Origin of the sequence: Enterococcus sp. DIV1059_2 (assembly GCF_051713685.1) — a bacterium.
GTDB lineage: Bacteria > Bacillota > Bacilli > Lactobacillales > Enterococcaceae > Enterococcus_D > Enterococcus_D casseliflavus.
The window spans coordinates 1,382,361-1,398,915 of record NZ_JBIOQK010000001.1; the positions used below are offsets into that span (position 1 = coordinate 1,382,361).

Below are 16,555 nucleotides of genomic sequence, written 5' to 3' on the forward strand. Positions count from 1 at the left end.
CAATCATCGCTTCCTTTTTTTATTAAACGAACGCTGCAGTTGCCGCTTTATCACTCGGAGGAGGCAAATGCTCGGAGGTAGTCATCATCCAGCAGTAAAGCAAAATCATCGGCAAGGGCACCTTGATCCAATTCTCGCATGATAGCTAGCATCTTTGTGGTAATCCTTTTGCCTGCTTTTTTGTCACCGGTTCTTAAGAGCAACACGCCTTGGAAAAACTTGCAGACGGCTTGGTGGAAAAATTCTTTGTAGTCTGTCGCCAAAAGTTTTAATTGGACGACGAGAACTTCCGTCGCATCGTATTGCTGGTGTTTTAGCGTATATTCGATCAAATTGATCAGTAGTGCGCAATAGATTTCCCGACCTTTTTCCATATCGATGTAGTATTCGAGCATCTTGGATACTTTTTTGAAGAAGAGGAAATTATGGTCGTTGTCCAAAAGATCGATGGTGTTGCCAAAGAGTTGGATTTCTTGTAACGTCCAGCTCTCAACATCAACGAGATAGGAGATAATCGTTTGACGATCACATTCCAAAACCGCACGTTTCCGATAGACGCCATGCTCTGCCAAGCATTGCAGCATGCGAATCCGTGAGCGAACCTCTGCAATGCGGACCTTGTTCAGTCGGCTAGAGGTTTGCTGCAGCTCCTGTAATAGAATTTGTAACTGGTTGATATCGTGCTTGTTTGAGTATTGCGTGTACCGATGGTTGTAGCTGTTTTGCTCATCTAGCCGATAGCCATTCGCGATATAGAGAAATTCATCGATATCCATTGATAGATTTTCTAAGATTTGCAACAGCAGGTTGGCAGCAATCTGGTGCTTGCCTTTTTCAAATTCGATGGCATAGGATTTTGAAATAATCGTGCCATAGACTTCTTTTTGGGTGAAGCCTTTTTTCAATCGGATTTGTCTGATCGTTTCGCCATACATAAGAAAGCCTCCGCTCTCATTGAATTAATGAAATCATGTATCCCCATTATAGTAAAACAAGTCCAGTGTAGGAATTAAAAAGGTCTTATATTTCAGACCGCTTCTGATTTGATGGAAGGATGTTTCGCGGTAATTTGCACCCAGAGAGGGCGTGAAATAATAAGAAAGCGTGAGAACGATTCGTTCTCACGCTTTTTTCTCAGACAAAACTAAGACATATCAATACAAGAATCATTACTAACCAATCCATCTTCTCATGCTCCTTATGTGGTATTAGAAGAAGACGATTGGGCAGCAGCGTTTCCTTCTTACCTGCAAGTATAAACAAAAAGAAGCGAGTGAACGCTTACGTCCAAAATATAAGACCAAATAGCTACTGAAGAATTTCCCTGAAAGAAAAAAGTAAATGGCGATTGAAGAAATTTCATTTCATGATTGCTCACGCTCGATTTTAATAGGAGATTTTCATTCCTTTTTTCACAGAACGTTCTGGGAGCTTTTCGAGCCCATTTTTTTCGTCGGTAAGAGTTATTTTAGACAATATCGTGAAAAACGCCTGAATTATTTTTGTTTTTTTATTTTCGTAGGTAAAAAACGGGGTTGAAGACAAGAAAAAACAACATCATCGTTTTTCTCTCTTCTTGAGTATAAAGAAACAAATGTAATCGCATTCATTATGTTGATTAATTATGAATAGTAAGGTGCTTTTCTTGATAAAAAATGATAACTTTTTATCGTTATGCACCTGTTTATAAGATAAATATAAATAATCTGTGCTTGTTTATAAAATAAATGTTTTATGTTTTGTAACGTTAATTTCAGTGTTTTTTTAATTATTTATCGTGTTTATAATTTGTTGGAAAGAAATAAATTTGCTAGAATTTTGTTACACAGTGTGTTCGATTAGTTATTTTATCTCTCGGTTTTCACAAGCGCATTCTAATGTGCTGTGAAACGATTTGAACAAAAATCACTGGGTTTTTCAGAAAGCATGCGAAAAAATCTTCGCTTTGCGATCGGTAACTTTTGTTTTCTCTCTATGCCTTTGGGTGTTGGGTTGAAATAGATTTTCATCTGGTTTAAAAGGGGGCAGGAATCATTCCAGAGATCATCAGTTTTATCTTTTGTCGGTTAAATTTTTTCGAACAGGAGGAGAATGAATGAAAGGCATTAATTACAAAAAGCTCATGGATTCAAAGAAAAATACACGCGTTCGAACAAAGAAAAACATTATTGCGAATTTAACTGTCAGTGGGATGTTGTTGACGAGTACGGTGGTCGTGCCAGCAAGTTTATTATGGGCACCAACGACGGTTGAAGCTGCTTTGGTTTCAGCTGAACTTTTCTCAGATATCACAGCGTCTAATAACTCAGGCACGAGTGCGTCTGCACCTTATGCAACTCCTGGTGCAACGAACCAAGTCAATTTCTCGATTTCTGGATCAAATGCAGTAACGGTTGATGTCTTGAATGGGGATAAAGTCGCAGTTGTTGGGGTTCCTCAAGGGCTTACTGGTTTGGTTCAACCGGCAGGAAATGCATCGATTTCCACCAATGTGATACTCCAACTGGGGAATTTCCCAGCCTTGCAAACATTGATCGGGACAGTCACACCAGCAGTCAATACCTTGATCAGCACGGTTGATGGAATCGTCAATCAAAATTTAGCTGACGCATTGGATATTCCGCCAACAGTCATTGGTGGCTTGCCGAATCCGTTGTATACGGCGGCTTCAATCGTGGATGTCAGCGAAGTGATCTCCGTCAACTTAGATGAAATTACGACCCAGTTAGACTTATTAAATCAACTTGGACAATTTGGCCAAGCGAATTTTGAAGTTCCAGCTGGATTAACCGAAAACGAACGTGCCCTGATTGCCAATGTGGATGATGGTTTATTTATCGTTGTCAATCAGCGCATCAATCAAATTCTTGATAATTTACAAGCGGCACAGATCCAAGTCAGTATTCTAGATGGTGCCAGCGGCATCCCAGGAATTGGTACCTTGATCAGCGGGATCAATACACTGGTACAAACGACGGTCAATACCGCCAAAGCGACTTTAAATGGCACGGTTGAAACTGCTCAAAATGTCTTGAATGCTACGACCGATCTAGCAGATCAGGTCGCTTCTGCTTCTGTTTTAGGTCAAACCAACGTGGTGATTCCAACGAATGTTACCAGTCCGACCTATGCGCAATTGGTTGAAAATGGTGTGGCGAATCCTTCCACTCCTTACGAAGCTCGCTTCGAAGCAACGATGTCTCAGCTTGACCTCATCACCATTGATTTATTTACGGATGCTGACGGCAATAACTCGATTTGGTTTGCACCAGACACACCAGAAGATCAAACCGATACACCAACGATCAATCCATTGACAGCAGGGGAAACGACGATCAGCGGAACAGCTGAGCCAGGCGCAGCCATCACATTGGCGATCAACGGCGGTGCACCTATTACCACAACCGCAGATGGTGACGGCAATTGGACGACCGATGTCCCTGAATTGGTAGAAGGTGATACAGTCACAGCAGTAGCGGAAGCGGACGGGGAATCAGCGAGTGAACCTGCGTCGGCAACGGTAGCAGCACCAGTGGTCAATGCCCCAACGGCTTCGATTACAGGAAACAGCACCGATGGGTATCCTGTGACGGGGACAGCCGCAGCAAATGCAGCCATTGAAATCACCAATGGCGAGGGTGAAGTCGTTGGCACTGGGACGGCAAATGAGAACGGCAACTACAGTATCACCTTGAACCCAGCAGATGTAGCAGAAAATGAAAACTTGAATGTTGCTGCAATCGTTACTGCTGGCGGTCAAACGTACCGCAGTGGCAATACGCCAATCGTCGTTCCAGCAGACGATGCCGAGCAACAAACGGGAACACCAACGATCCAACCAGTGACTGCTGGGGATACAAACGTCAGCGGAACGGCTGAGCCTGGCGCCTCGATTACTGTGACCGTCAACGGTGCAGATCCGATCGTGACGGAAGCCGATGAAGAGGGCAATTGGCGTGTTGATGTGGACGAAGTGTCAGAGGGCGATACGGTTTCAGCTGTCGCCGAACTAGAAGGACAAACACCAAGTCAGCCAGCAAGTACCACCGTGTCCGCCTTGACGGTCAATGCCCCAACAGCTTCGATCACAGGAAATAGTCAAGAGGGCTATCCAGTGACTGGAACAGCTGCACCAAATGCGGCCATTGAGATCACCAATACGGATGGCGAAATTGTCGGAACAGGTACTGCCAATGAGAATGGCGTTTATACGGTGACGTTAGATCCAGCAGATGTTGCCGCGGAAGAAACCTTGAATGTAACGGCAGTTGTGACCGCTGGCGGCGAAACCTATCGAAGCAACCCGACACCTGTTGTGGTGCCTGCAGATATCCTGCAGACGGAAACACCAACGATCGATCCAGTCAGTGCTGGAGATACGACCGTTAGTGGGACAGCCGAACCGGGGGCAACGGTAACGATCACGCTTCCTGAAGGCGACCCAATCACGGCTGAAGCCGATGATGAAGGCAACTGGGAAGCAACGGTTCCTGAATTGTCAGAAGGCGATTCCGTGACGGTCGTAGCTGAGTCTGAAGGCAAAGATCCGAGTGCCCCAATCACCGCGAGTGTAAACGGTTTAACCGTGGCGGCGCCAACAGCTACGATCACTGGAAATAGCACAGATGGGTATCCAGTAACGGGAACAGCGACTGCCAATGCAGCGATTGAAATTTTGAATGAAGCAGGCGATGTCGTTGGTAGTGGAACAGCCGATGATGAAGGCAACTTCACGATCACCCTTGATCCTCAAGAGGTGGCAGCTGGCGACAACTTGCGGGTGGAAGCGATCGTGACGGCTGGTGGTGAAGACTATCGCAGTACAGGCACACCGCTTGTAGTTCCTGCAGATGATGTAGAAAACTTGACGGAAACACCAACGATCAACCCAGTAACAGCTGGGGATACGACCGTCAGCGGAACGGCTGAACCAGGGGCAACAGTGACGATCACGCTGCCTGAAGGCGATCCGATCACGGCAGAAGCCGATGACGAAGGCAACTGGGAAGCGACGGTTCCTGAATTATCAGAAGGCGATACGGTAACAGTCGTTGCCGAGGCCGAAGGCAAAGATCCAAGTGCACCGATTACCGTGACCGTTGATGGTGTTACGGTCAGTGCACCGAGCGCTTCCATCACAGGCAATAGCACGGATGGCTATCCAGTCAGCGGAACAACGACACCGAATGCGGCAATTGAGATTTTGAATGAAGCAGGCGATGTTGTTGGTAGCACGACGGCGGATGACACGGGTGCTTATACCGTGACCTTAGATCCAGCCGATGTGGCGCCAGAAGAAGCATTGCAGGTGGTGGCAGTTGTGACAGCAGGCGGTCAAGACTACCGCAGTAATGCCACACCAATCACGGTACCAGCAGACATTGAACAAACAGGGACACCAACGATCGATCCGGTCACAGCAGGTGATACCACGATTAGCGGAACGGCAGAACCAGGGTCGACGGTTACTGTGACGATCACGGATCAAGAACCAGTAACGGCTGAAACGGATGACGAAGGAAACTGGCTTGCAGAAGTGCCAGCAGTTTCTGGTGGCGATACAGTCACAGTCGTTGCGGAAGCTGAAGGCAAAGAGCCAAGCGCGCCAATCAGCGTCGGGGTCGCAGGAGTGACGGTGGCAGCACCGACAGCGATCATCAGCGGCAATAGTACCGATGGTTATCCAATCACGGGGACTGCACCAGCGAATGCAGCGATCGAAGTACTGAATGAAGCAGGCGATGTGATTGGTACTGGCACAGCCGATGGGGATGGAAACTATACGGTAACCATCGCACCAGCCGATGCAGCACCAGAAGAAACCTTGTCTGTCGTTGCGATCGTAACAGCTGGCGGGGATGAGTACCGTAGTCCTGCCACACCAGTGACGGTCCCAGCAGATGAGCTTGAACAAACAGCATTACCAACCATCGACCCAATCAATGCAGGGGACACGACGATCAGTGGGACTGCCGAACCAGGCGCTACGGTGACGGTAACGATCCCAGGTGAAGAACCTGTGACTGGTGAAGCCGATGACGAGGGCAACTGGACGGTTGAAGTTCCTGAAGTTTCTGAAGGAGAAACCGTCACAGTGGTCGCACAAGCACCAGACAAAGACCCAAGTGCACCAATCAGTGTTGGGGTCAATGGGTTGACGATTGCTACGCCAACCGCGACGATCAGTGGCAATAGTACCGATGGGTACCCAGTAACGGGAACGGCACCAGCCAATGCAGCCATCGAAATCTTGAATGCCGATGACGAAGTAGTAGGTACTGGCACTGCCAATGACGAAGGCCAATATACGATCACGTTGACGAGTGATGATGCGTCTCCAGCTGAAACCTTACGGGTAGTGGCGGTAGTCACAGCCGGTGGTCAAGATTACCGCAGTGCGGCTGCACCAATCACAGTACCTTTGGATCAAACTGCAGTCCCAACGATTGAATCAGTGACAGCCGGCGACACGACCATCAGTGGTACAGCTGAACCTGGCGCAACAGTCTCGGTAACGATTGGTGACGCAGAGCCAGTCACTGCCGAAGCAGATGACGAAGGCAATTGGACGGCAACGGTGCCCGAGGTTTCTCAAGGAGAAATAGTTTCCGTGGTAGCGACCCTTGATGGGGAAACACCAAGTGATGCAGCAACGGTCGTCGTAAATCCACTTAGTGTGGCGACACCGACAGCAGCGATCAGCGGCAATAGTACCGATGGGTATCCAGTTACAGGAACGGCCACGCCGAATGCAGCGATTGAGATCTTAAATGCAGCCGATGAGGTTGTCGGCGGTGGCGAAGCAAATGAGGAGGGTGCCTACAGCATCACCTTGAGCAGTAGTGATGTTGATCCTTCACAACCACTTCAGGTGGTAGCAGTGGTAACAGCTGGCGGCGATGAATACCGCAGTGCGCCGCTTTCCATCGTGGTGCCAACAGACCAAACGACCGCACCAACGATCGATCCAGTGCAAGCAGGGGATACATCCGTCGGAGGAACGGCCGAACCTGGTTCAACGGTGACGGTGGAGATTTCTGGAGAAGATCCAGTGACTGCCGAAACGGATGAGGAAGGCAATTGGACGGTCACCGTACCAGAGCTTTCAGAAGGCGACACGGTCACAGTGGTTGCGGAAGCTGAAGGCAAAGACCCAAGTGAACCAATCAGTGTCGGTGTCGGTGCCTTGAACGTGGCAGCACCAACGGCAACGATTACTGGCAACAGTACTGACGGCTATCCAGTCACAGGGACAGCACCAGCCAACGCAGCCATTGAGATCTTAAATGATGCGGGTGAAGTGGTGGGCAGTGGGACTGCCAATGGAGACGGTGAGTATACGATCACCTTGACAGATGGTGTGTCTCCAGCAGAAACCTTGCGAGTGGTGGCAGTGGTAACAGCTGGCGGCGATGAATACCGCAGTCCAGCAACTACTATCGTGGTGCCAGAAGATAACGCAGAAGACCAAACAGCAGCACCAACTGTCGCACCCGTGGTTGCTGGGGCGACAACTGTTAGCGGAACGGCTGAACCAGGAGCAGAGGTAACCGTTGAACTGCCAAGCGGCAATACTTACACTGCAACAGCAAATGACGAAGGTGAGTGGACGGCAACTGTGCCGACGGTTTCTCTAGATGATGTCTTGACAGTTACTGCCTTGGCAGACGGCAAAACAGAAAGTTTACCAGTTATAGTGACGGTGCAAGGGCTGATCGTGGCAGCACCAACGGCAACGATTTCTGGCAATAGTGAAGATGGCTATCCAGTAACTGGTACAGCACCAGCCAATGCGGCAATCGAAATCTTAAATGCTGATGATCAAGTGATTGGCACAGGAACAGTCAATGAGAATGGCGTTTACACCGTTACCTTGACCAGTGAAGAAGTATCAGCGGGGGAAACGGTCCGTGTCGTTGCCATCGTTTCCGCAGGTGGGGATGACTTCCGTAGTCAACCAACGGCTGTCGTGGTGCCAGCGGATCAAACGGCGACACCAACGATCAATCCAGCAGTGGCTGGCGCAACAGAAATCAGCGGAACAGCCGAGCCAGGAGCAACAGTCAGCGTGACGGTCGGTGAGGAAGACCCAATCACCGCTGAAGTTGACGAAGAGGGCAATTGGCAAGCTGAGGTACCAGCGCTTTCCGAAGGAACGACTGTTACGGCAGTGGCAGAAATAGAAAATGAAACACCAAGTACACCAGCAACGATCACGGTCGGGGCATTAACGGTGACAGCGCCTAGTGCGTCCATCAGCGGCAATGCAGCGGATGGCTATCCAGTGACTGGAACAGGACCAGCGAATGCGACCATCGAAATCTTGAATGAAGCTGGCGAGATAGTTGAAACGGGTACGACCGATGATGCAGGGCTTTACACGATCAATTTGACCAGTGAAGACGTCTCTCCTGAAGAAAACTTGACGGTGGTTGCGGTGGTCACAGCTGGTGGCAAGGATTATCGCAGTCCAGCGACACCGATCATGGTGCCAGCTGAACCAGGTGAAAACCAAACAACGGCACCAACGGTTGATCCAATCAAAGCAGGCGATGAAACAGTTAGCGGAACCGCCGAACCAGGCTCAACTGTAACTGTAACACTACCGGATGGCACAGAAGAAACCGCCGAAACAGATGACGAAGGCAACTGGAGTGTCGATGTGCCTGAATTGTCTGAAGGGGATACCATCACAGTCGTCGCAGACAGTGACGGCAAAGACCCAAGTGATCCAATCACTGTCATCGTTGAAGGAGTGACAGTCGAAGCACCAACAGCTTCCATCAGCGGCAACAGCACGGATGGCTACCCAGTGACTGGGACAGCACCAGCCAATGCAGCGATCGAGATCTTGAACGCAGCCAATGAAGTCGTTGGAAGAGGCACTGCTGATGGAGACGGCAACTATACAGTGGCCTTAACTGCTGAAACTGTCGATCCAGAAGAAACCTTAAACGTCGTTGCCATCGTTACAGCTGGTGGGAAAGAGTACCGCAGTAATCCAACAGCGGTCATCGTACCAGCAGATACGGTAGTGGATCAGACAGCAGCACCAACGATCGATCCAATCACGGCGGGGGATACCAGCATCAGCGGAACGGCTGAACCAGGTTCAACCGTGACGATCACCGTACCAGATGCGGAACCAATCACGGCTGAAACGGATGACGAAGGCAATTGGACGGCAGAAGTACCAGAAGTTTCTGAAGGCGATGCAGTCACTGTTGTGGCACAATCACCTGACAAAGAGCCCAGCGCTCCAGTCACAGTTGGTGTAGGTGCGTTGACGGTCACTGCTCCTAGTGCAACGATCACAGGCAATAGCACGGACGGCTATCCAGTAACTGGAACGGCACCAGCCAATGCCACCGTACAAATCTTGAATAGCGATGGACAAATCGTCGGTTCAGGAACTGCAGACGCAGAAGGAAACTACAGTATCACTCTTGAACCAACAGCTGTTGCACCAGCGGAAAGCTTAACCGTCGTTGCAGTTCTGACAGCTGGCGGCAAGGAATACCGCAGTAACGCGACACCGATCGTGGTACCTTTGGATCAAGAAGAGCAACAAACTGCAACACCAACGATCGATCCAGTCAAAGCTGGCGATACGACGATCAGCGGGACTGCCGAACCAGGTTCAACGGTGACGGTAACGATTGGGGAAAATGAACCGATCACGACCGAAACGGACGAAGAGGGCAATTGGACAGTTGAGGTACCTGAAGTTGCGGAGGGTGATACCGTCACTGTTGTGGCCCAATCACCTGAAAAAGATCCTAGTGCACCAATCACAGTGAGTGTGGATGGTATCACGGTTTCAGCACCGACCGCGTCCATCACTGGCAATCCAGAGGATGGTTACCCAGTGACGGGGATGGCAGCACCAAATGCGGCGATTGAAATCTTGAATGAAGCAGGAGACGTCGTTGGATCAGGCACTACCGATGAAAATGGCAACTACACGATCACGCTTTCTGGTGAAGCTGTTTCTCCTGAAGAATCATTGAATGTCGTTGCGATCATCACCGCTGGTGGCAAAGACTATCGGAGTAATGCGACACCAATCGTAGTGCCCGTCGAGAATACGATCGATCAAACCGCTACACCAATCATCGAACCAGTCACAGCTGGTGACACGACCATTACCGGTACTGCTGTAGCGGGAGCGATGGTCACCGTGACGGTAACAGGCGAAGAAGCGGTTGAAACCGAAGCAGATGAAGCAGGAAATTGGTCAGTGGACGTTGCGGAAGTTTCTCGAGATGAAATCGTAACAGCAGTGGCGCAAAGTGAAGGAGAAACCGCCAGTGAACCAGCAACGACCGTTGTTAATGGCATCACGGTCAACGCCCCTTCAGCATCCATTACTGGGAATTCCCAAGAAGGCTATCCAGTAACTGGGAACGGGCCTGCCAATGCAGCGATTGAAATTTTTAATGAAGCGGGGGATGTCGTTGGAACAGGCACTACCGATGAAAATGGTGACTACACGATCACATTGACTAGTGAGGATGTCGCACCAGAAGAAAACTTATCGGTTGTGGCGATCGTCACTGCTGGTGGGGATGACTACCGCAGTAATGCGACGCCAATCGTCGTACCTGTCGATGATGAAAGCATCAAGACAGATACCCCAACCATTGACCCAGTTACGGCTGGTGATACAACGATCAGCGGAACGAGTGAGCCAGGTGCTACGATTACCGTTACCATCAGCGATCCGTTAACAAGTAGATTCCTGACCATCTTCGCGGCTGAAGGACCAATCACAACGATCGCCGATCAAAATGGCGACTGGCGTGTTGAGCTATCCGCGGAAGCGACGGAAGGTGAAACCGTTACGGTTCTTGCTTTAGCAGATGGCGAAACCCTAAGTGATCCGACGACGACCGTAGTCGATGCTTTGACGGTTGATGCACCGGTTGCTACGATCACTGGCAATCCTACCGATGGCTATCCAGTCTTCGGGAATGGACCAGCCAATGCGACGATCGAAATCTTGAATGAAGCGGGTGACGTTGTCGGAACAGGAACGACCAATGGAAATGGTGCGTTCAGCATCACATTAGATCCAGAGGATGTTTCACCAGAAGAAACCCTTAACGTTGTGGCGATCGTTACAGCAGGTGGCAGAGAATACCGCAGTGCAGCAACACCAATCGTTGTACCAACGGGTGACAATGGCACGGATGGTTCAGATGGTACTGACGGCACGGACGGCAGCGATGGCACGGACGGAACCGATGGCACGGATGGCACCAATGGTTCTGATGGTACGAATGGTACCGACGGAAGCAACGGCGCTTGGGGCAACTGGGGCAACTGGGGAAACAATAATTGGAACAGCAACAATAACAACCAAAGCTGGTGGGGAAGTAAATTCTTACCGAAAACGGGATCAGAAGGAACTTGGTATGCTTCAGTGATTGGAGCAGCAGTCTTCGTTGTCGGAGGAATCGGCTTGTTCTTCAAAGCAAGAAAGAAAAAAGACCAGCAAAAATAGCATGACTTTACCAGCGGAGTGGACATCCTCCGCTGGTATCTCTAGTGAATCAAAACGTTGAAGCATTGATCATCGTTTCGTAAAGAAAGGGTTAGAAATGGTATGGAAAGCAGAAGGAGGGAAAAACGTTTTTACAAATGGACGATCGCTCAGTTGATTTTCTTGTTGACCAGCATCAGTTTCGTCAATTTGTATCTTTTAACAACGACCAAAGAAGCCGAGGCGGCAGTGAACGTATTAGATGTGGAAATTTTAAGCAATTTAACAAGTGCCAATACAAGTGGTACTTCAGCAAGTGCACCTTGGCCAGGCAGCGTGACAAATCGACCAGTGACTTTTTCGATCAAAGGGAACGGGGGTTTGAACGCTTCTGTCAATGTCAACGGTGAGGATAAATTTGCTTTGTTGGCGATCCCCACAGAGTTGAGAACTAGCATCAGTGCCAACGGATCAGCAGCTATCAAAACGTCGACCACAGTCAATATTGCCAATGTCCCGCTTTTGAATGCGATCTTAACAGCGCTTGATTCCTTGACCAGCTCATTAAATCTCAATCTCGGAATTGTGCAAATCGATTTAACGGCTGTCAATCAGCAAATTTCCTTGCTAAAAACTGTTGGTAATTTAGGCAATGTAGAAATAAGCAGTCCGTTGCAGTTCACCACCCAAAGAGAAGCGTTGTATGCCAATATGAGTTCGAACCTCGGTGTCGTTTTAGGAACCAATGTCCCGCAAATTTTACGGAATTTAAGCACGGCGATTCAAAATACCCAGATCCGAGTGATCGGCATCGATATTGGCGGTGTTGTTCGTGCATTGCTGCAAGGATTGCTGAATACCTTGCTTAGCACCGTAACGTCAGCGTTGAACAATTTGGCAACCGTCCAAGAACAAATGGCGGATGCAGCCGTTTTAGGAGCAACGGATGTTCAAATTCCTACGTTACTTTCGGGTCCAGGACAGTTGACCGCAAATTGGACCGCCAATTTTTCGGCTTCTGTGTTGAAGGCAAAGCCGACGGACCTCAATCTCTTGAACTTTAGTGTGCTAAATATCAGCAGTCGCCAAACCATGATTTATTTCATGGTCGAAGCACTGACGATGGATCGGACGAATCTGCCGACTCAGCTGAATTTTGGCCGACATGCCATTCAAACGAAAAAGAGTGAGACATGGCGGGCAACCGCCAACGGCGACCAAAGCGCAGCAGCTACAACTGGGATTTTACGGATCAATGATACCCGCAATCGTCAGAAAAAATGGCAAGTCAAGGTCAGACAATCCACCAATTGGATCAATGGCACGCGAACATTGCCAGCTGCCGAATTAAGGGTTCAGCTTGGAACTGTCAATTCGACATTTACAGACGGTCGAGTGGTTTTACCTGATAATGCAACGATTGCCCTGCAGCAAAATGTCGAAAAAAATGTGGTGACGTTGGAAAATGCGGCATCGACTGGTGGACTGACTGTTAATTTTTCCCAGTTCAATTTATTTGTACCTGAGAAAACACCTAAATTTCAAGGTCAGTATCGCGCCACAGTCGTGTGGACCGTTTCCGATACACCTTGAAAAGGAAGAGCCGAATGAAAAAAAATTCCCTTGTGCTGCTTCTGGTTTTGATGATCGGCAGTTTCTACAGTATCGTTCCATCAGCAGTAGCCAATACGACGACCGGCAACATTGAGTTTTATGAAGGACCAACGGAAACAGCTAGCAGTGATTCCATTGATGAAGAAATTGAACCACCGACCAGTCAAGAAACGGTTACTAACGCAGAAGAACCGCTGCCACAGCTTGCAGAAACCAATCACTTTTGGCTGCCCGTAATAGGCGGATTCTTCATTAGTCTGACATTGATCATTTGCATCAAAAAAAGGAGGATGGCAAAATGATTTCAAAGAAAACGATAATAGGCGCATTGGGGGTATTGACTGCCCTTAGCATTGGTGCGACAGTGCAAGCAGATGACACGACCGGTGTCGTAGAATATACCTCTGGGGGCATCGTGTTTGACCCGGATAAAGGCGGGAGTGATCCCAATACGCAGCTACCAACGAATTTAGATTTTGGTGCCCATGAAATCCAAACAGAAACTGCCGAAACGTGGGTAGCTACTACGGATGGAACTGGACTACCTGGGGATGGGTCAACGCTGCAAAGAGGGGCAGTTGCGGTCAGCGATAACCGAGGACAGGCGAACTCTTCTTGGGCGATCAAAGTACGGCAAGCAACCCAATTTACGGCAGGAGACAGCACGTTGGATGGTGCGGTATTAACAGTAGATACGGGGACGTTGACCAATAACTTGAGTTCGCCGCCAACAGGAACCAGTGATATTGCCAATGGCGAGCTTGATTTTGCGGCGATCAACAATGAGTATGCGTTCTTGACCGCCAATGCTGGCGAAGGGATTGGTGAAACGTCGATGCCTTTAGAACAATTTACCCTTTCGATCCCAGCCAATACGGAAAAACAATCAGCAACCTACCAAACGACCCTCGTTTGGACGATCAGCAGTGCGCCGACGACCCCATAGGGCAGTAGTCATTGCGTAACAGTTAGCAGAAAAAAAGCAGCTTGCCTGAGCGGCTGCTTTTTATGCTAGCTGATTTTTCTTTCCTATATTGTGTAGAAAGGATCTGACAGGATGCATCAGAAGAAAGTTCGAGGCAAAGGATTTCAGTATTGGGTAGTAAGTATTCTAACGGTCTTATTTTTCATTGGTACGAGCAGTACGGGGACAGCAGATTCACTGGATACCTTCGATGTTCAAATCAAATTGCCAGAGTCACAGCAAGACAAAGAGCTGATGTACTATGATTTGTTGCTGGAGCCCAAGGCAGAAGAAAAACTAGCGGTCATGGTTTCCAATAAAAGCGAGCAACCAATCAATCTACAGCTATCCTTTAATCGAGCGGTCACGAACATGACGGGTGTCGTTGAGTACTCTGGGGCAAATGAAGAAGCAACGCCTTCTGCTCCATACGCGATCGAAGAACTCGTCACTTTAAGTGATGAAACCCTTTCGTTAGCCCCTAATGAGCAAAAAGAAATCACCTTGACAGTCCAGATGCCATCTGAATCCTTTGATGGGATTTTGGCAGGGGGACTATACGTCCAGCAAACCGGCAGTGAAGAATTTCAAGGTAATGTCCAAAACCTACTAGCCAGAGAAGTGGCGGTGTTGCTCCGTAACAAAGAGACCGACATCCCGCTAGCGGTCCGGATTGAGGAAGCTCATCTGGAAGAAATCAATCGCCGCAATGTCATCATCGTAGCGGTGGAAAATACAGCGGCAAATTATCTTAGCAAGGCCACGCTTGCTTATGAAGTGTTTCATGATGGACAAGCAACAGCGATCAAAGGGGAAAAAGAGGTCCAATTAGCGCCCAATGCGTTAATGAATTACGCACTGCCATTAGATGGAAACGAACTGCAATCAGGAGAGTATGAAATAAAAACGACCCTCAAAGCAGCTGATCAACAATGGCAAGGAGAGCCTACCTTCCAAGTTGCAAGTCAAGAAGCGCAAGAAAGAAACGAGCAAGATGTTAGTATTGAAGAAACCGCTTCGCCGATCCTTCTCTACTTATCGATTGGTGGTGTTTTATGTCTGATCATCGCCTATTTGATTTGGCATAATCGTAAGCTGAAGCGAGCATTGAATAAAAGTGATGATTAGTAGGTAGTGGAAATCAAAGGTGGTTGCAGGAAAAGTCTACTATTATAGTAAAAAATGTTTTCAAATAGCTAAAAGCAGTACCACTCATAAAAAGAATCAGGAAAGAAAACCATTTATCATTGAGAATAAATGGTTTTTTCGTGTTCCGCACGTTTTGTTGAGAACAGTGAAGAAGAAATTTTGACATTCACCAATAGGAGGTCATGTCATCACTGATGAATAATTGTTCTTCAATCATTGAAAGGAGAGAAGCATCCAGTGGAAAATAAATAACGTTTGTGATGTTGGGTTCTGATCGTTTTTTTTCACATGGAATTATCATAAAACTTTACATAATAATGTTTCCGCTTCCCTTGAAGTCTTTCGTAGATATTGTTAAAAAAACATAATATTTTTCTGGTGGCTACGCTTACTCCCTTATAAAAGCTTTAAGAAAACTCTTTAGCGTGTCTTTTTATCTATAATAGGTTTAGACCAATTACAGCGTCTTTTCTTACTTTGTTTTTAATTTAAACTACCTTTTTTGCATGAATGTTTCTTTAATTCGTTTGAAAGTGCAAGCAGGCATTTTTGATTAAGAATACAATTAGAAATGATGCAAAAAGGAGAATTAAGATGTCTGCAAATTTGAGCAATTTCGCTGTTTATATAGTAGATGACAACTTTTTTAATGGGAATTTGATGAAGAAAATGATTACGGAAAGTCGTGTTCCGCATTCTCTAGTGCAGATTCTTTCACCTGAAGAATTAGCCCCTTTTCTTGACGGATACCTAACAGATGTGAACGATCTCTTCTTATTTTCCATTGAAATGAAAGGATTTGATCGAAGTTTTCAATTAGCAGGAAGTTTGAGGGAACAATGCAAAAAGTGTCAAATCGCTTTTTATGGTGCCTATGCCTCCAAAATCGAAATCAAGAAGCTGAATCTTATCTGTCCTTTAGGGATCATCGATACAAAAGAAAAGGAGGTGGCAATGCAGCTAAGAAATTTATTAACGGAAGCGATCGAAGTCAAACGATCATTACTCGGAAAAAAGCACTTATTAAAAATCGTCAGTAAAAGAGAGTTGATGGTGGTTGATGCAGAAGCAATCAACTATATTACAACGATCAAAGGAGAGCGAAACCGAATCGCTTTTCACCAAAAAAAGTCGATCGAATTCCTCGAAACTTCCTTGAAGGTGATCAAACAATTAGAGCTGCCAGAGTATTATAACGTCTTCAAATCCTACATTATCAATGCGCGACAAATCAAAATGATCGATCGAACAAACAATGTTTTGTGCTTTTTTAATGGAGAAGAGTTAGAAGTCGGGAAAAAAATCCGTAAGGCAATCAGTTAAAACTACATACATTTACTGGA

Annotated in this window: 7 protein-coding genes; 6 read left to right on the forward strand and 1 reads right to left on the reverse strand. The window is 47.5% G+C overall.

Annotation, left to right across the window (positions count from 1 at the left end):
- Positions 1-50 precede the first annotated feature (50 nt).
- On the reverse strand, positions 51-935 hold the full coding sequence (locus tag IGI72_RS06450; RefSeq protein ID WP_015509406.1) for a helix-turn-helix domain-containing protein: 885 nt from the start codon (positions 933-935) through the stop codon (positions 51-53).
- 1,160 nt (positions 936-2,095) lie between these two features.
- Between IGI72_RS06450 and IGI72_RS06455 the strand changes: the two genes are divergently transcribed.
- The 6 genes from IGI72_RS06455 to IGI72_RS06480 all read left to right on the forward strand — a co-directional run bounded on the left by IGI72_RS06455 (position 2,096) and on the right by IGI72_RS06480 (position 16,535).
- Positions 2,096-11,506 (forward strand): Ig-like domain-containing protein, encoded by a 9,411-nt coding sequence (locus tag IGI72_RS06455; protein WP_438753514.1) that lies wholly within the window; start codon positions 2,096-2,098, stop codon positions 11,504-11,506.
- A 102-nt stretch (positions 11,507-11,608) separates the two neighbouring features.
- A complete protein-coding gene (locus IGI72_RS06460) occupies positions 11,609-13,078 on the forward strand; it encodes an adhesive domain-containing protein (RefSeq protein ID WP_438753517.1) in 1,470 nt (489 codons plus the stop codon).
- A 14-nt stretch (positions 13,079-13,092) separates the two neighbouring features.
- A complete protein-coding gene (locus IGI72_RS06465) occupies positions 13,093-13,401 on the forward strand; it encodes a hypothetical protein (RefSeq protein ID WP_201705886.1) in 309 nt (102 codons plus the stop codon).
- A complete protein-coding gene (locus IGI72_RS06470) occupies positions 13,398-14,045 on the forward strand; it encodes a WxL domain-containing protein (RefSeq protein WP_438753521.1) in 648 nt (215 codons plus the stop codon). The genes IGI72_RS06465 and IGI72_RS06470 overlap by 4 nt, the downstream gene beginning before the upstream one ends.
- A 111-nt stretch (positions 14,046-14,156) precedes the next feature.
- Complete coding sequence (locus IGI72_RS06475) at positions 14,157-15,191, forward strand: DUF916 and DUF3324 domain-containing protein (protein ID WP_438753523.1); 1,035 nt, start codon at positions 14,157-14,159, stop codon at positions 15,189-15,191.
- 615 nt (positions 15,192-15,806) lie between these two features.
- Positions 15,807-16,535: a LytTR family transcriptional regulator DNA-binding domain-containing protein gene (locus IGI72_RS06480; protein ID WP_015509411.1), complete on the forward strand. Its 729-nt coding sequence runs from the start codon at positions 15,807-15,809 to the stop codon at positions 16,533-16,535.
- The last annotated feature ends 20 nt before the right edge of the window (positions 16,536-16,555 follow it).